Annotated in this window: 7 protein-coding genes and 1 pseudogene; 6 read left to right on the forward strand and 2 right to left on the reverse strand. The window is 46.8% G+C overall.

Going from position 1 to position 19,314, the window contains the following annotated elements; genetic code table 11:
* Positions 1-116: 116 nt before the first annotated feature.
* The 5 genes and pseudogenes from NAF29_RS17905 to NAF29_RS17925 form a co-directional block, all read left to right on the forward strand.
* Positions 117-383: pseudogene (locus tag NAF29_RS17905) on the forward strand (class I SAM-dependent methyltransferase); the annotation flags it as partial.
* 452 nt (positions 384-835) lie between these two features.
* Positions 836-4,063 (forward strand): TonB-dependent receptor domain-containing protein, encoded by a 3,228-nt coding sequence (locus tag NAF29_RS17910; RefSeq protein WP_251263005.1) that lies wholly within the window; start codon positions 836-838, stop codon positions 4,061-4,063.
* Positions 4,064-4,104: 41 nt separating this feature from the next.
* Positions 4,105-6,978 carry a hypothetical protein gene (locus tag NAF29_RS17915; protein WP_251263006.1) on the forward strand — a complete coding sequence of 958 codons (2,874 nt, stop codon included), beginning with the start codon at positions 4,105-4,107 and terminating at the stop codon, positions 6,976-6,978.
* Positions 6,979-7,046: 68 nt separating this feature from the next.
* Positions 7,047-9,893, forward strand: coding sequence for a hypothetical protein (locus NAF29_RS17920; RefSeq protein WP_251263007.1), 2,847 nt, complete (start codon positions 7,047-7,049; stop codon positions 9,891-9,893).
* A gap of 103 nt (positions 9,894-9,996) precedes the next feature.
* On the forward strand, positions 9,997-14,067 hold the full coding sequence (locus tag NAF29_RS17925) for an Ig-like domain-containing protein (protein WP_251263008.1): 4,071 nt from the start codon (positions 9,997-9,999) through the stop codon (positions 14,065-14,067).
* A 524-nt stretch (positions 14,068-14,591) separates the two neighbouring features.
* Here NAF29_RS17925 and NAF29_RS17930 read toward each other — a convergent pair.
* A complete protein-coding gene (locus NAF29_RS17930; protein WP_251263009.1) occupies positions 14,592-16,616 on the reverse strand; it encodes a winged helix-turn-helix domain-containing protein in 2,025 nt (674 codons plus the stop codon).
* 525 nt (positions 16,617-17,141) lie between these two features.
* Here NAF29_RS17930 and NAF29_RS17935 point away from each other — a divergent pair.
* On the forward strand, positions 17,142-18,827 hold the full coding sequence (locus NAF29_RS17935) for a glycoside hydrolase family 43 protein (protein ID WP_251263010.1): 1,686 nt from the start codon (positions 17,142-17,144) through the stop codon (positions 18,825-18,827).
* Between the two features lie 245 nt (positions 18,828-19,072).
* Here the strand turns inward: NAF29_RS17935 and NAF29_RS17940 are convergent.
* Positions 19,073-19,314 (reverse strand): hypothetical protein (locus NAF29_RS17940; RefSeq protein ID WP_251263011.1); only part of this gene is annotated, 242 nt, incomplete at its 5' end.

Below are 19,314 nucleotides of genomic sequence, written 5' to 3' on the forward strand. Positions count from 1 at the left end.
ACTAAAACACAACGGGGAGTTCAACATGCAACAATCCGCTCCATGGCAGCACAACTCAAATCAACACGTTTATATAACGAAAGCTACTTCGCTCTGATTGCGACTTTAAATGACTTAGTTCAACGAAGCATGACGTTATTTACCTAGATCCCATGTTTCTTCATTGGCAAAAATCCGCGCAAGTCAAAAAAGAAATGCGCCTATTTCAACACCTCGTTGGCCCCGACGAAGATGCCGATACACTCCTTCACATCGCACTTCAACATGCAACAAAGCGAGTTGTGGCGAAAAGGCCCAGTTATGCGCCTCCGCTGGCTGCCATAAAACCGCAACATAAAATTAGTACAAAGAACAACCGATTCGACGTTTACATGAACCTTTGACGTGCATCTGGCGACTTAACCCACCTCAAATGGCAAACACCAACACATGATGCGCACCTAATTTAAACATTATCTAAATTTTCGGAAAACAACACGAAACCGGCAGACAACAAACTCAACACCACTTCGGCCTTTTTCAAAAACGCCGTCAACAACATAATTAACACTTGCAAGACAATAGCTTACAGAAAAACCAAAAGAACAATATGGCTTTTTTAGGTGCCTACCCTCCCCAAAATCCACCCCAAGCACATCCCGTTAATCTAAAATTTTATTTGTTTTTACAGTTTTTTTTTGGTTCGAAACTAAATCAGATCCGTCTCTCAGATTTACCCACTAAGCCTGCATCTAATACAGAGGAATAAACACAACTTTCGAACCACGATTGAGGACAGGAAATGTTCAAGCGGCACATTCTTGCAAGGTCAATACAAAAATGTATATGGACCACTATGGCACTTTCGCTTGCAGCCCCCTTGGCGCAGGCGCAAGACTCAGAACAAACAGAAGAAGAACCTGAAGTCATTCAGGTCACCGGTGTTCGTAGTTCGCTACGTGACGCAGCTTTCATGAAAAAAAGCGCAGATCAAATCATGGATGCCATCTCGGCTGAAGACATTGGTCAGCTACCCGACAACAACATTGCCGAAGCACTGCAACGTGTGACTGGCGTACAAATTAACCGAGACGAAACAGGCCAAGGCTCTGGCTTTCAGGTACGCGGACTGTCTCAAAACCGGGTAGAAATTAATGGCCAAGGCATGGCGAGCGGCGGCGATGAACGTTCAAACAATTTTAACGCCGTAGACTCCGCGCTATTTTCAAAAATTGAAGTCATTAAATCGCCCACCGCCGACATGGTCGAGGGTGCGTCAGGTGCAACCATTCGGTTACATACCTTCAAACCGCTTGATTTTAAAGAGCAAACGGTCAACGTGTCGGCGCAAACGACCAAGGATGAGCTGGCTGATGATTGGGGTGGCAAAGCCACATTCATGGGTACCAAAAAATTCGATTGGGGAGATTGGGGCGAGTTCGGTTTTTTATTCAACTCAGCACTGGAGAAAAGCTACCGCGAATCACATACGTTCAATAGTAATTGGGCGCCTATGATCGATAACCAAATTGCACAAAGCTCACAGCTCGCCGGTAAAACCATTTTTAGACCGGACAACATTCAGCTTGAGCAAAAACCCTACGAAGATGACCGCGTATCCTTGGATCTCGCCTTGCAATGGCGACTCAATGACCGCGTGGAGTTTGCCGCCAGCGCCACCCACATGGAGTTGGAGCGAAGCTACACCAAACAAGGATTAAGCTACCGCACCAATAACGACCGCAATTACTTTATGGATCGCGATCTTGATGGGACCGATTTTGACGAAAGCCTAAGCATGCTCTCAGGGTGGAGTCGTACAGCCAATGCTGGCGAGCTATACATTGGCAACCCGGAAGAAGTCGCTAAAGGCGGCGCAGCAGACTATCAACAATACACAGGCGAGTTAGATCGCTACTTAATCCAAACCGCTGTCGTAACGCCTAAGGGCGATCTCTACAATCCACCTGCTCAAGTTCAGTACGGCTCCAATGATGAGGATCTAGTCCAAGAAAATTACCAGCTAAACACCAAAATTCACTGGACAGATGACCTGGCAATGGATTTTGTCTACGCCTACGCTAAATCCGAGAAAAACGTCGAATCCTACACCATGAATATGGGCGCAGGCCAAATTCAATCCGCGGTAGATAGCGACTATGTGCCTGAAAATGAAGATGACGTTGTTTATAACTTGTCAGCAGCGAATGTCTTCTTCGACTATGCCGCCCCAGGCGATTTACCAGCAGTAGGTATTCTCACGGGTGATGGTACATTCAGCGACATGTCAAATGCACTGCTCAATCCCGACATCTACACCATAAGCAGCTTCTGGGGCAGCGAAACAACCCATAAAAACGAGATGGATTCGTTAGCGCTTGACTTTGATTATGCCCTGGACAACGACTATCTCTCTAAGATTGAATTTGGTGCGCGTTTCGCCAACAACCAAATTAATCGAAGCCGTTACGAACTCCGAAACGCTAACCCTAACAGTACATCCATCACTTCCGACAACTGGCGTGCATACGACCAAGATTTAAGCACGGGCACCATGCTCGGTGGCACCATCGGCTGGAGCAACCCAACCATTAATTGGATGGACCAAATCTTCGAAGAGCAGTACGGCACACAAAACTATATGTCGCGCTTTTTGACGCCCATGGGAGATACCTTCCCCGGTTCCAATAGCTCGACCATTCCCTCGTGGCTTGGCATTGACATGAATCACAATGAAATGAAGCAGCTCATTGCAGATATGTTCCCAGGTCGATCAGATGGCGCAACTTGCACGATTTACGACAAAGATGTTCAGAAAATTTGTACTGATCGCATGATCTATCCAGCGGGTGACGACACCGTTGAGAACAATCGAGAGTATGATTACCTGTTGGAGATACCTGGTGCCGAATTTGTACTGGATCAGAAATATCCATACCTAATTGAAGAGGAAACCAAAGCGGTATATATCAAGGGTAACTTTGAAGGCGAAATATTCGACTATATCGTCACAGGTAATGCGGGTGTTCGTTATATCGAAACAGAAACTAAGTCATTGGGTATGAATACCACCCGTCTAGTTGATGAAGACACATGGCGACCCATTAAAGATTTTGATAACCGCAACGCAGAATACTACACCCCAGCCACCTACAAGGGTAGCTACCATAACGTGCTCCCCTCGTTCAACTTGAACGTACTGCTCACCGACGACATGTTTGTGCGTTTTGCTTATGCCAAAACCATGACACGTCCAAACCCCGTAGATATGTCACCATCATTTAATATTCCAAATTATGGTTACACAGGTAGCGTCGGCAACCCTGCACTCAAGCCAGAGCGAGCCACCAACTACGATATTTCTTGGGAATGGTACCCCAGCGACATTAACCAGTTCAGTGCCGCAGTTTACTATAAACAACTAAAAGACTTCTTAACTTCATCATACACCAACTATATCTCGCCAGAAGACCGAGATAAAAATGGCTTGTTTGATGATCCAGTCACGATTCGGCAACCCATTAATGGTGACAAAGGCACGGTAAAAGGAATTGAACTTGCTGCCACTCATAACATGGACTATCTCCCAGGTTGGCTCAATGGCTTTGGTCTTCAAACAAACTACACCTATACCGACAGTGATCAAGGTTCAGGCTTTAATGAGCTTGATGGTTCAGAACTATCTATTAAAGATTTGTCGCAAAATAGTGCCAACTTCATTCTATTCTACGACAAGTATGGCTTTAACTTCCGAGCGGCTTACAACTACCGAGACGAATCCTACAGCGAAAACTCAACCGCAGGTCCTGACCCAATAATTTACGAACAGTATGACCTTGATGGTGACACTTTATATCGTCGAACAGGTATTTCTTTGCCAGTTTGGAACGATACCTACGAAACTCTCGACCTGTCGATGAGCTATCGCTTCGAAGGCACTACCTTCTTCATTCAAGGCAACAATTTGCTGGGCGAACCTAAACGCCGTTACGTTGGCGATGTCGATACGACCAAACACCTGCTGCGCGAATATAACGAAACCGGCGCTTACTACACCATTGGTATTCGTTCGAGGTTCAACTAATGCAGCAAGTTAATTTTACGAACAGAATTCGGAATAGCATCATGGTTAAAAATAAAACCGAGTCCATACTCAAGTTCAGTGCAACAGCACTAATACTTAGCCTTCTATCAGGCTGTCTAACGGACCTTGATAACGCTGGTGTTGACACTTCAACCAGTACCGATATTGAGCCCATCATCTACCGTGGAGGCTTCGGCTTCACGCGTTATGCAAGAGAAGCTGTTGACGCTGAAACAGGCCAAGTCTCAATTGAATATTTCTATGAACGAAGCGACGTTCCCGCTGACTTTGCAACGCTAATCAATAGTGCAGGAATATACGGCATGAGTGCCGACGCACAGGTCCCCGTACAAGTGGTTTCAGTGAAAGACATAACAAATACCACATACGACCCTCGCATTCGAAAAACAATTATCGCCACGACAGAAGAGTGTATTAAAAGAAATGAAAACACTAAAACGTCCAATGAAAATGCCAAGCTAAGTTGGCAAGAAGCCGTAGCTGATGCTGAAGAAAATGGCCGACCATTGCCAGACGAGCCAACTTATACTGAGTTAGAAGCATGCGATGATATTGATTATATCTACGCACTCATGAGCTACACCCCACTGCTTATTGAAGACGCATTGGATGTGACCAATGAAGGCTTTTTCAAATACCAACTCAAAGCAACGCTAGATATTGACACTAAAGAATATAACGGCACGAATGCCAGCCTCACGTCAGAGCCTGGTCAACTGATGCTCATGACCAATATCACCCCCACTTTTGATTTGAGAGATGACCAATGGGAACGCGCTTATCAAGCTATAATCCAAGTGGGAAATCATACTGATGAATTCATCATCAATACTGCCCTGAGAAACCCTCAAATTGATCCTAAGTCAGAATTTTTAACAAGCAAAAGGAACCTTAAACCCGGCCGTTATTTTGATATGGAGCCTATTACTTTTAGCGGCTTTAACACCAACGCGCCTGTGGTATTAACTAAAACTGGGTCTTTTACTGATTTTGATATTTTCACCGCAGTTGGCAGCAACCTTGATGAAAATTTCAGTCTCTATACGCTGGATGAAGAAAACCCATTGACCATTCGCGCAGGTCAACGGCTTTATATTCGCGTGCAAAGCAAGGAGGGCGATAATCAAAGTTGTGACATTAATGAAGACATACTGAAATACTATGATCAAGAACTTGCCCTAAAAATTGAGGTTGGTGAAGAGGGCACTGAGATAGTTGAAGGCACTGCCGTTGTTCATACACAGCCCATTGACTATTTACCCGGCGCAGACTTAACGTGGCAGTATCCTGTTGCAAAAGGTATTGTGTTGGAAGACAACATGGAGCTTCGTGGTAAGGTCTATACCAGCTATGACCAATTAGAATTCTCCAACAACTGCCGTGTTCCTGATGCCAATATTCCCGATGAATATGACATTACTGAAATAAACATCCACAGCAAAAATACAACAACCGGCGCACTCACCCATATTGGTACGCTGACATCAGATCAATTGATACCGTTAGAAAGTGAGTCTGAATACGTTGAAATCATTAATCCAGAAACAAATGAGCCCGAGTTAAAGCTGCGTAAGGCCTATGCTTGGCAATACCCTGTGCCACTTGTCATTGGCGACAATGCCTTTACGATTGATGCAACCAGCAATTTGACGCGCACCTGGCCCGATGAAGTGGCCCAGCAGGTTGCTATCTCTGAGCCCATCGAAGCAAACACCTACTACGTGAACGACATTGAGAATGTGGGTATTTACCCGTCTTTTTTGGCTAATTCCGTCTTAGAGCAACCCGTCGACCTGACGTTAAACCCAATGGACAACTCACTCTACATCCTAGATAAGAGTGGCAATAACGACGATATTGTGGGTAACCAAGCACCTGGGATTCTCTGGCGTTATGCGCTTCATGGCCGAGACAAAATATCTTGTCTAACCCTACCTTGGTCTTGGCAAGATGCCGGCGTCAATGGTGTTCAATTTAACCATGCCATTTCTAAAGTTGGTGGCGTCGTCATTGGTAGCTCACCCGGCAACCTTGCCTACTATGACAACGACGATTTAGATGGTGACATCAGCCAGTCCAATATGGGGCAATTCCAAACCAACTGGGAAGGCGTTAAACACCCAGGTCACTTTGCCTACAGTGCCGATGGTACTCAGCTCTTTATGACCGCTAAGTCTGACTATAGTTTTGATCCCAAATACCAGGGCATTGTGGGTTTAAAAACACCTAACATTGAAGACTTTGTATTTAAAGGCTTTGGTTCTGGAATTGGTATTATCGCTAAGGAAACAACCTCCAGCGAAGATGCTGCAAGGCTGTATAACAACGCTGTTAGCCTTGACATCTTTAGCCGCCGAGACGCAGCAGAGCTTGACCAAGTGGCCTATAACGAATGGCTTTTGGTGCTCGATGGCAAAGACAATACCGCATCGGGTAACTTTGGCGAAACCTATCTTCGCAAAATTCAGGTAAGAGATAGCTACACGCCTGAAACAGCAGCAGTCAGACAGACGCTCGTTGATTCTCAAGGTAATCCAATACGCCTTTACAAGGCCGATGCAATTGCCGTCTCTAGCAGCCGAGAGAAAGCCTACATCGTTGATAACAAAGATAAACTTATATACGAAGTTGATCTCGCCAATATTGCACAGAGTGACGCGTTAACAGCCACGCTCATCGCCAGCCCAGACCATCCGAATCAACCCACACTTGGCAACATCAAGTCATTAGTGATTGAGGGAGATATGGACTACATGGTCATTGCTGATGTTCAGAACGGGGGAGATTACTCAGCGCTAATAACCATGGATTTGGAGAGCCGTCAAATGGGTTACATCCTCAAAACTAATAACACCCTTGTCGGCGACGAAAGCAAAACTCATTGTGAGCAATAGCTGCAGGTAGAGGCAGGCTACACCTGCCTCTAAGTTTGGACTGAGACAAATTTAATTTGGAGTCATAAATGATTTCTCAATCAAGAAAATTGACCGCGCTAAGCTCCGCACTACTCAGTGTGTTAATGCTTTCAGCTTGCGGTAGTGATAATAGCAAACCCTCGAATAATCGGCAGGAACTGCCTGATCCGATTACATTCCAACAAGCGGGCACCGAAGTTGAACTCAACTATACACTTGCTTCAACTTTACTTGCCGATGAATATAACGGCGAACAGTTAATTGTCAGCTTTGCACCCGATCAAACTGTGGTCACTGGGCTCGGTGAATTCAAAACGCATACCTTCAATTTTGAAGCACCCGCAACCATGATTGCGCCCGATCCCACCAAGTGCCCTTCAGAGGAAGGCTACCTCACTGAAACGCCATACCGCAATAGCATTGCCTATATGGATGTCAATCCAACGGCGCCCGGCAGCGGTCACGCCGATGGCTCTCGTGTCACCTCAGTGATCAATGGGGACGCCATCGCGGCTAAATTTGCCCTGCCGCAGGGCATGTATGACATGACCTTTGAATCGACCCTAGTGTATGCCAACGAAAGCACCGATTTTAAGGTCACAACGCCCAAAGCCTCAGATTTCTTTCCTGATGGCCAGCTCGAGTTCGACTATACCCCTGTGCTCGACTTTCAGCAGCAGTCTAAGCCGGTTGCCGATGGTCAAACGATTCGAATCAAAAGTGCGCTGCCGGTCTTTGGTCTCAGCAATTATTTAAAACATGAATTCATCTTTGAATCAGATGAAACCACATATATTGGCGAAAACGAAAACGAAGAGCCGGTCGTGCTGCCGGTGGCTCGAATCGAAGTATTCGCTGACTCCACGTTCAACGACAATGTTTTACAAGCCTACGGCGCATGTGTACAAAATGCTGATTACCTCGCGGTCACCTTTGAACTGCCTGATTATGTATTTGACCAAACCTATCGCGCACAGCTCACCTGGCAATATGAAGATGTAACCTACGATCTGATTCAAGCGACTGATGACGATGGCCTTCCGATTTGGGAAGAAAACGGTGAACCAGTCATGGTGCCTAAGCTCGACGAGCGCGGGCTTGCCATTGTGCTCAAACGAGAAACTAAAACGCAATACATACCGTTTGAGGTTGTGACTGAAGCCGAAAACCCCGACTTTGACCCCATTGATCCTGATTACTTCGCCAACGACCCACGCAACTCCGATGCAGAGATCAGTACTGAAGAAGCTAAACAGTATATTACATATACCGTCAACTTAACCGGCTACAACACCCAACTGCCTGTTACTGTAGACGGTGCCATGTACGCCATTGATGGTCGCTTCTTCTCAGATCTAGAGGGCGCAATGATAGCGCCAGGGCAAACACTTCAGATCAGAGTTGAATTGCCGGACGAGTACGTCACCGCAGTAAACCCGTGCTTCACCGTGGGGAGCGAGCAATTCTGCTGGACCGTGAAAACCAAGGCAGATCCAAATACTGATATTCTCAGTGCGTCTTTGGAGTTCCCTGCGCCAGTGTCCGCCATTGCTGCAAACACTGTGATATTACGTGGTCATGCCCAACTTAATACAGATGAGAAAAACATTGACGCCTCTGCCCTATTAATTAACGGTAATGCCGTCGACAGCTATGATGCCGCGACCGGTTTATGGCTATACACTGCCGATCTCAGCCAAGTGGCCGATGGCGATGATGTTGAGTATGTGCTCACCTCCAACGTGGACGAATCCATTACCGCTTTTGACCAAATCAACTTGCTACCCCTCAGTGTTTGGGTCACCAAACTTGCTGACGACTCAGTACCATTCCCAGCTAACGCCGGCGAGTTCACAGACTTTGTAGATGTTGCCATTGATGGTCGCGAAGGCTTTCCTGTGTTCTATCTAGCAGAATATGAAGGCATGCAGGTCAGTCAATTCAATATGGTGTCCTCAACGGAAAAGTTAGTCGCACCAACGGCGCTATTTGGGCAAACCAACCAAAACACCATTACGAAGAAGCTTGGTGGCATCACGGTGAATAACCACCGACCAGCCAGCGATGGTAATTACTTAATTCGTCACTCATGGCAAGGCACTTTGCTGGAGGTTTCGGATTTGTCAGCCCCTACACCACTGGCACTGCGCGCAACTGAAGACGCCTATCTTCATCAACTTGGCAACACCATTTGGGATGCCCGCCAAACCGCAATGTCTGAAAACGGTAACACCGTTTATGTGACCGGTAATGACGGCTTAGCCACCATGACCTTGAACTACAACCTAGAGGGTACGCCAGTTAGCCTCAATGACTCCACCACCCATCGCAAGTGGCTGTCAAGAAAGACATTTGGTAGTACAACGAACTACGAGGGCAGCATTGGTGTCGACTTGCTTTATATTGGTGAAGGTGATCAACGTACCGAGTACATCCTGGTCATAGCCAAAGATAAAGACACCAAAAACACCCGTGTGTACGCCACCAATAGCAAAGACATCTACGATGAAAATGCCCCCCTCACTCAGCTGAACATTGTTGATGCTGCGGGCAATCCTCTAGTGATCCCAGAGTCGGATTCTATTGCCGCCGATAACAAGCAGCTCAAAGCTTACGTTGCTTCACAACAAACGCTCTATGAAGTTGATTTGAGCAATCTAGCCCAAGTGATTGCAAAAACCGAGACCGGTTTGGCTGAATTAACCAGCACGGCCAAGGAACTGCCATTAGTCACTAACGAAAATCAAATTGGCAAACTCAGCGCAGTGGTCACCGAAGGCGGCTTACCGTATTTGACTGCGACCGACATGAACGAGCCTGCATTATATGCCATTGACCAATATACCGGGCAGGTGGTTTATCTCATGCAAGGTGAAAAACCTAAATCCGAATAACTCCAACAAGTGGGGTAAGTACAACTAACCCCACCCATTGCGATGAAAGGTGATTGCCCAACATCACCTTTCTTATTAACATAGATGAATATGAGGCAAAACCATGGCTCAGAAATATACTGCCATTGCTCTGTCAGTACTGCTTGCGCTTACCGGCTGCGGCAGTGATGACAATAAAAATAGTGATAATGGATGCGTCACCGATTGTGGTGGCGAAGTAGAAAACCAAGCTCCTAGTGTTCAAATCACTAGCCCTGCCAGTGAGTTAGAAGTGGCAATTAGTGAACCACTTTTGATTGAAATGGACGCTAGCGATCCTGACGGTGAAGTAGTGGAAGCCAAGCTGTTTTGGAATGGCGCTTACATGGGCTCTCTTTATCAAGCACCATTCACGCTTGATGAGTTTTATGTGCCCATAAACACGCCTGAAGGTGCCAATACGCTTTCCGTTACAGTCGTTGACGACCGTGGAGCCACCGCGTCTCATAGCACTCAAGTGCAAGTGAACGCGGCCCTGAAGCCTCCCACAGTCACGCTCCTTTCCCCCAATGCAGAAACACCGCTACTCGTTAATGAAGAAGCGCTATTCTCGGCTGAGGCAACAGCCAAAGGCGACGCATCCATTGTTAAGGTTGAATACCTGTTTAACGGTGAGCTCATTGCCGAATCAACTGAGGCACCCACATACAACGCATCATACACGCCCAACGAGGCTGGATTGGTCAAGCTATCAGTTGTTGCCACAGATGATCAGGGCAAACAACATCAAATTGATACCTTAATGCACGTCTCAGCCGACCCGGCTGACCTGCTCGTAGCCCCTGATCATGTCTACTTTAAGTCATTGCCCCCATACGACACACTCACCGTCTATTGGAATGATAATACCTTGGTAGAAACGGGCTTTGTTATTCAGCAACGATTTGAAGACAGCAACGAATGGACTGAACTGGACGCAGCCGACGCAGACACAACCGAGCTCACCATTAGCACTTTCGATCGGAGCGATACTCGAGACATTCGCGTGCTTGCCATGGTTGATGAATCGGCCTCTACGCCCAGTGAAACGGTTCGTATCGCTGGGACCGATGATACCTTGGAAGTATCCTCAGTAGTCCCCGATATCATGATGGGCTCGACCCTGAAAAGAACGAAAGAGGTCTACAACGCCGAGGGTGCTATTGAATCGCGAGAAATCACCTTCCCCCAAATGCAGTATCAAACCCCCATCGAACCCGATCTTGGGCAAGCGACTCGGGTGTCGACCTATTTTACTGCTCAAGTGACAACTTCATCGACCAACACAGATCTCATTCAAGCACCTGTCTATGAAACAAGACCTCAAATCAGGAACTTCCTCACTCAAAAAGATCCTGCTCATTCTTACCGCGACAATGGGTTAAGTGGCCACCTGCCTTACGGTTACGCACTTTATGGCCCTGTAGAAGGTGATTCAGGCTCGTCACTGCACAACAAACATTGGATCAATATTGACGCCTCAGAAGAGATTGTTGTGCGTGTCACATTGGCAACCGACAAGGGCGCTGTTGATTTAGCCGACCTCGAAATTCACCCAGAACCACTGGATGTTGCGCGCGTTGATGGTCAAACATTTGATATCACCCTGCCCGGTGCCACGGACTTTACTCGCCACTATCGAGTTGCGGTGAATCGCATGGCATGGTCTTCCGCCCCTGAAACAGCCACGCGTGGTGAAATCATCATTGAATCACCACTGTTTATTTTTGTGAATCCCATGCATGTTGCCCCAGGCTCAGCACCAGAAGGTGAAATTGTTGAGTTTGATAATGGCGCTTTGGTGGTATTTGGCCCGGGTATTCATTTACCTAACCCCGACTACCAATTTTATGGTGAGGGAGCCAATGAAACCGCGCGCGAAGTTTATGCGCCAGGAGATGCTTACTTACACTACGGCTTTTTGCTGAAAAACGACAGTTACCCCCTTAAGCTTTGGGGGCGCGCTATCTACTCCGATGAAATGTTTAACTTGTACACTGGTGACACCGCCAATGACGATGGCTATGTTTGGAGTGAACGCGCTCGCAGTTATTGGTCTCACCTTGATGCCATCGAAGGCAATCCCTGGGGGATCACTCAAGATTGGGATACGCACACTTGGTTACAAGGTGCCTATAGCGCTGAACCCACTGTATTTGAAGGCTTCACAAACGTCGGGGCTCGCATGGGCGTCATGGCTAAAACGGGCTCATCTGAAATTCGTAACCACAAAGATGTGGGCTATGCCGGCGGCACCTACCAAAGTGATGGTGCAGAAGTTTACTACAGCGGTAACTTGCTCATCAATGACGATGACATTACCTATGTACACGAAAACTACGTGATGGAAAACAATACAAGCTTTGTGATGCACAATGGGCCAAGCTTCCAACTCGGTTGGGAAGCTGAGTTTGATGGCGACCTCAACATCCTCACTCAAGTTCGTAATCACACTGTTTTGTCTTCCGATCGCAAAGATACATCTTTTTGGAAAAACCACGGTGTATTTGATAGTCGCCTCCAACTTGGCCTATTGAAGAATCACTCCGGCGGCGTATTCGAAGACTTTGAGTTCTACGGCCAAGAAACCGTGATCTTCAATATTCGTATTTGGGATGAGGGAGACGAAGCCACCGATACAGTGAGCATGATCAGTGACAAAACGTTCAAAAACTTTAACATTCGCCAAGCATCATACAATCAAGAAGAGCTCTTAACCGAGTCCAATACGAGTTTGAACAAACAAGCTTATTTGCGCTTCTTCCACTTTGATAACCTTGTCATTGAAAATCAACTGATTGATGACATAAGCCTATTTAGTCAATACTTTGATTATGATGATGGCTTGCTGCTCCATACACTCACCCTGTTTAGCCTGCCTGACGCGGTTAACGAAACAGATGTTATCAATGGCGTAAACACCGCCCCAATTGGCCAATACATCGCCATGTCAGCGAACAATGGCGCCTATGTTCAGTCTGATCAGACACTGCCACAAAGCCTCGACCCGCTCGTGGCAAACACCACTGATTTGCCACAAGGATTTATTGTGACAGATGCAGGTGATGGTTATATAGCGCTGATGGATTACAGTGGTCGATATATCCAAGCCGATCCGGCTCGCTATGGCTATGTTCACGTCCAGCCAGTTGCCAGCAAGGAGATATCAGAAGCAGCGAAATTTGTGTGGGTCGATTTAGGCGGACAAGCATTTGCACTGTACTCCAAATCAATGCAGCTATACGTGCGCATTGACACTAGCAGTAGCGCCAATGCGCCACTCTACGCGGCCAGTGACAGCATAACTTCCCGAGAAACCTTCAGCTTTGACTCCCACACTGGCGAGCCACCCATGCTAGGTACTCCACCCACGGTTGCAACAATCAACGCCGCGTTGTTTGACGAACAATCGGGTGGCATACAAGCCAATGGCACTAACACAGCAATTGGCTATATCAAAGCCGATCGCACGGTCAGCTACGATCTCAATACGGTGCAAGTGGAAGATGAAGGGGCCTTAAAAATTTCGTTGGCGGGAACTCGTAAAGCGCAAACAGAAATCACCGTACTTGTGGATGGCGCAACCGTTGGTGTTGGCACCATTGCCAGCTTTGACGCTGACTACGTGATGGTGGATTTAGATCTCTCCAATGTGGGCAGTATTGGACGCTTGACCTTGTCATTTGACCACGCTACCGATGGCGGTTTCCTAACAGATGTCACTGAGCTTGAGCTGACTTATACCGAGCAGTCCCTCAACAGTGTGACTCAAAATATGGTGTTTGCCGATAATGCCGGTCTCAATATCGCACAAGCAAAAGACAACGGACAACTGGAAAGCCTCAAGCCTGGCGCATGGGTCAAATTCGACTTGCCCATGGCCCCCGTTGGCGGTATCAAAGCCACCTTAACTCACCAAGGCGGCTCTGGGGGTACGGCAACATTTTACGGCGTGCTCAGTGATACGACTGAAGAACTTTTAGGCGAGATAGATATTCCAACAAACGGCGGCTGGAGCGCCCCCTTAATCGAAGCCTCCGGCATACTAGACGCGGCTCGCACTGCAGATAGTTACCAAGGCTTTAGAATGGAAATTGATAGCCCTGGCAATTACTGCTGTAATATCGGCAGCCTAGTTCTCGAATATCAAGAATAAGAAAACTACGGACTGTTTTTGGTTTTATCCTAACAAAGGGCGCTTCGGTGCCCTTTTTTCTTGCGCCACACCAAAAGGTTTAGCGTTGTCTCCCAAAAAGGACGCGTAGGATCTGCGTTTCCCCTTTTATCTCAGTGTAAGTGATGACAATCGTTGGCGCGCTTCGCCCTCAATGGTCCGTTATAATCCCCATCTAAACACTGGATGTTTGCAACTATCCCAAAAGCCTGCTGCCGGTACCGCCGGCTCACTCATCCAATGACCGCCCTAAGTTCGCCGACTTTTGCAACGAATTTTACCTATAGTTCAGGCTAAAACAGTGGCCAAGCCGCTACATCCCAGGTTTTCACAGGTTAATTTATTCAGAGCTCTTGCATCGTCTGTTGCAGGATCAGTACGGGGTTTGTGCGGCGCTGTCTTAGAAGGGCTGAATGCCGCATTTGAGGGCTCACTTGCCAGCACAAAAAAAGCCCCTCGAACCTAAAGGCTCAAGGGGCGCTTTCAAATCAGAATCTAGTGAGGCGCTACATGGGCGTATATGCCAACGTATCCATTTCCAATTTGTTGATTTGGCGTCTCAAGAGCTTAGAGCGGCTAATCATAACGTCGCCACGCAGGTTAATATCCTCCACATTCCCTAAATAACTGTTACGCTCCACTGCAATACGATGCTCGCCCGTTGCTAAATCAAACCCCAGTACGCGTTTCATGTGGCTGCGGCGGAATAAAAAATAGAACAGCGATTGATCATTGGCGCTTAACAAAGTGGCATCACGCTCAAAATCATCCGCTATTAACACCGCCTCATCACCCACTTGCTCATAGAGCTCATGACTACCGCGTGCCTTAAAAAAGACGCGGCCGGCAGCCATGATGACATCACTACCCGCGGGTAACTCAGCCACAGAGCTTTTAGATGACCTCAAATCCTGCGACCTCAGCTTTAAGCGAAATCCATTCACGTCCTTATAGAAAAAGGTATTACTATCTGACGCAAACCCGAGCGGCTCTGAATGCAGTTGATTCTCAACCACCATAGTGCTCGAATCAACAATGAGTGAGTGGGCATAAATGGTATTGTCCACTTTATAGACAAGCCATTGATTATCATGAGACCAATGTATCGCACTAATACTTTTCCGACTATTAAACTGAGTCAGCTGCCGGCCCTTTCCATCTGCCACGAGCCAGAGTTGTGGCAAGCCGCTTTGCTCTGATACCAGTGCAACCTGATTGCCATCAGGGCTGAATTTACCGTAAAATTGATTAGCGTCGCTCGGATTAAGCTCCGTTGCACAACAAGCATTAAACTCCCTAACGTAGACCGCATCGACCATGTTTGAGGTCAAATAGTATACGTCACCAGAATCGCGCACTTCCATTTTATCCACATTAGGAGGAAGTGGTACGTTCCAATTGGCTAAGCCGGCATCAAGCTTATACTCGTAAAGTGAACTCTCGGTTTTAAACACAACACCTGACAAATCAGGCAGCCAAGACACATCCTTGACCATTTCCGACACCGTAAAGTTGGCCAGCTCAGTGCCTTGACTAAAGAGGCGTAAATGCACATGGAACTGCCATTCATCTTCTACCACATAGGCCAAGCGGTCATGCTTAATGGCAAACTCTTCCACTCGTTTTGAATCGTCCTCAAATACTGGTGTCGTCACTTGAGAAATCAGGTCATATTGCTCAAGATGGAACGCATAGCTGTCTTTGCTGGTTCGTGTAAACAGCAAAGACTTCTCATCAATAAATGCAATGTTGCGATAACGGTGCTCTAAGTCTTGCCACTGATGTTGGCGAGTGGCTTGTTCCAATGCCTTGATATCCACACGAAACAGATCAAAGTTTGCCTCTTCCGCCAGCCAATGCACAATGAGTTGTTTGCCACTGGGGGACCAAGCCAAATCCGCGACCACAAGCGGCTTGGCGCTGAGCATGGCAATGTCATATACCTCACCTTGGCTGTCTTGAATGCGCAAATAGTTCTCACCGGTTTCAGCAATAGTGCTCACATAAGCTAAGTGCTCGCCGTTTGGGTGCCAAGAAAAATCCAGTACGTAGGGCTCATCAGAATAAAGTTTAGGGGGTTGAGGTTGCTGAGGGCTTAACCAAATAGACACAGAGACCATAACAAGAATGACAGCAGCGGCCGCTGCCCACAACCATGGCTTTTTAGCGTGTACTGGCAACTTAAAATTTTGATTTAGTTCGACAAGTTTCGGATCAACGACACACTGATAGCCTTTTTTAGTGAAGGTTTGAATATAAGCATTATCGGGATCCTGCTTAAATATCTTCCGCAGGATGAAAATACATCGTTGAACCGTTTGTGGCGTCACAATAGAGCCAGCCCAAACATTGTCCATCAGCTCTTGTAAGCTGACGATGCGTTCTGAATTTTGGACCAAATAAATCAGCACAGACATCGCTTTGGGCTCAATTTTATGAGGATTGTCATTCCAAATAATTTGATCGTTGGTGGGTACAACGATAAAGCGGCGCAGGTAAAATTTATGTGTATGGATTGACTGATTACTCATAAAACAACTCAAATGCTGGGAAGAGGGGTTAACGGTAACACCGCAAATTATATCAACAAACGTCTAGCTAACCGTAAGCCTAAATAACCAAAAATGAGATCTAACCATCAAACTTTGCTCACAATAAAATAACTTGATAGTTTCTCTTCACTTAAACGCAGATGCAGATGCAGATGCAGATGCAAAACTGTGCTGATTTTCCCTTCCGCACGCGCTACCAAAACAATCCGGTTCGGTGTGAAATTGCTCTGATATTAAAGCACACACCATCACCCAGCGGAAGTACATATTAAGTCACCTTACCTTCCACAATCAGCTATTCATCAGACTCTATTAACTTTCTATGCGCCCCCTATGCGCCCCCTGTAATCACCCAAACAAAAGGTAAAAAATATGTTTTTCAGGCTTTTCTTAGGGTCTATCAAAACATGATAGACCTCTTATTCTGACATGCCTTGTTTGCCTTACATTAGCCTCAACTTTTAATCAGTCACAATCTAACTAAGTAAACAGCTGAGGTTATTCATGACAGCAACTTTGAAAAAAGTGTCGCTACTTGCCACCGCAACGCTCGCCCTGTGTGCATCGGCGTTGAGCCCAATGGCTGCCGCCAACAGTCAAGGCGCCAATCATCAAGCGCCCAAAACATACCAAAATCCAATCATCCCAGGCTTTCACCCTGATCCAACCATCATCCGTGTGGAAGATGACTATTATTTGGCAAACTCATCTTTCGAGTGGTTTCCAGCAGTACCTCTTTTTCACTCGAAAGATCTGGTGAACTGGGAGCTCATCAGTTACGCCATCTCCGAACCCGATTACCTGCCTGAACTTATTAATGTTGGCAAAAGCCGTGGTATTTATGCACCAACATTGCGTTACCACGAAGGCACTTACTACCTTATTACCACGTGTGTGCAGTGCGGTAACAACTTTTATGTAACCGCCAAGGATCCCCGCGGGCCATGGAGCAAACCCATTTGGGTCGAAGGCGACAGGGGCATTGATCCGGACCTATTCTGGGAAAACGGCAAAGCCTATTATTCTGGTACGGGCGTACTAGAGCCCAACGAAGTGACTTATCCAAACCCGAACGGCATTTGGATCCAAGAAATCAATTTGGAGACAGGAAAGCTACTGGGCGAAAAGACACAGTTAACGCTGGGCCACGCACGTAACGCACGCTGGACTGAGGGCCCCCACATCTACAAACTGCCTGATGCCAAGGGTAATGAACGCTACATGCTGATGGTGGCCGAAGGCGGCACTGGCATTGATCATGCCGTCACGGTCTTTGATAGCGACAACTTAATGGGGCCCTATGTGCCTTACCATAAGAACCCTATCGTCACCCATCGCAATTTGGGTTACAAAGCGCACATCAACAGCACAGGCCATGCCGACTTAGTTCAAACGCAAAATGGTGAGTGGTGGATGGTATTGCTAGGTAAGCGTAAATTTATGGGCAGCGATAACCGCCTCTATGACATGCTAGCACGCGAAACCTTCTTGGCACCTGTTGACATGCAATTTGGCTGGCCAGTAGTCAACCCAGGAGAAGCAAAAGTGCCACTGCGGGCAAAACGTCCTGATTTACCATGGACGCCTGTACCACAGAAACCGGCGCGAGATGAATTTGTACGCCCGGCGCTAGACCTAGAATTTAATATGCTTCGCAACCCTTCATCTCAGTGGTACCACATTGAAAAAGGCCAGTTAAAACTAGAAACACGGGCTGAATCTGCCGCTGACAACAAGGTCAACCCTTCTCTATTAGTACGCCGTATTCAAGACACTCAATACAGCGCAAAAACCCAAGTAAATTTCACCCCCAACAAAAATGAAATAGCAGGACTTGTGGTTTATCGCGACTACGATGCTTTTTACCAACTTGTACTTGAGAAGGGCGCAATCTCATTGAGCTATGTGCGCAAGGGTAAACGAACCGATGTCGCCAGCGTTCCCTTCAAAGGCAACAAAGCGATCTTTCAAGTTGAAGCGCGTGACGACTTGACGCAACAGTTTTACTTCGGCACATCAGAAACGAACATGCGTCCAATTGGAGATCGCATCACCTCAGTGATCACCTCGGACAACATCGCAGCAGGATTTCATGGGCCATACGTGGGCATGTACACCAGTGCCCAAGGTGCACAAAGCGATAACACTGCAGCTTTTGATTGGTTTGAGTATATCGGTCGCGACCGTTAATTTTGTATGTGTAACAGGCAGAGAAAGGACTCTCGTATTAACTGTTTGTTGTTTTGGCTCCTTCGGGAGCCTTTTTTTGACCCAAACGCGTTGGATAAACAACTTGCTACCGTGATAAAAATTTAACATATGAAGGGTAAGTTCTGTGTCGCTGTAATCTACCAGACTGGAAGTTCTATGCGTGTTTCTCACTTTGCTCGTTTTTCAACGGCTGCACTCTCTTTGTTAGAATAGGTTTTGTTGGATTACTTGATTGGGTACAGCTTCAGCTCGATCACACCAATGAGCAACGCTCTAGCTATGAAATCATTAAAGAAACCGTCGGCATAGTGAGCTCGAAGCGAGTCAGGGCTAAAGAGAGATTGCTCCGAGATAGCATTGAATATCACACGGTCTAATGCTTGATATTGGGCAGGTCCAAACTCTTCCGGAATAGTACCTTTGACGAATTTAATGTGGCTTTCTTTTACATTGAGTAGGATCGAAA

This window comes from Echinimonas agarilytica (assembly GCF_023703465.1).
Taxonomy (GTDB): domain Bacteria; phylum Pseudomonadota; class Gammaproteobacteria; order Enterobacterales; family Neiellaceae; genus Echinimonas; species Echinimonas agarilytica.

Bases quoted from the DNA above. Each gene is read 5' to 3' on its own strand.
- NAF29_RS17910 (WP_251263005.1), top strand. From the start codon at position 836: ATGGCACTTTCGCTTGCAGCCCCCTTGGCGCAGGCGCAAGACTCAGAA.
- NAF29_RS17915 (WP_251263006.1), top strand. From the start codon at position 4,105: ATGGTTAAAAATAAAACCGAGTCCATACTCAAGTTCAGTGCAACAGCA.
- NAF29_RS17920 (WP_251263007.1), top strand. From the start codon at position 7,047: ATGATTTCTCAATCAAGAAAATTGACCGCGCTAAGCTCCGCACTACTC.
- NAF29_RS17925 (WP_251263008.1), top strand. From the start codon at position 9,997: ATGGCTCAGAAATATACTGCCATTGCTCTGTCAGTACTGCTTGCGCTT.
- NAF29_RS17930 (WP_251263009.1), bottom strand. From the start codon at position 16,616: ATGAGTAATCAGTCAATCCATACACATAAATTTTACCTGCGCCGCTTT.
- NAF29_RS17935 (WP_251263010.1), top strand. From the start codon at position 17,142: ATGACAGCAACTTTGAAAAAAGTGTCGCTACTTGCCACCGCAACGCTC.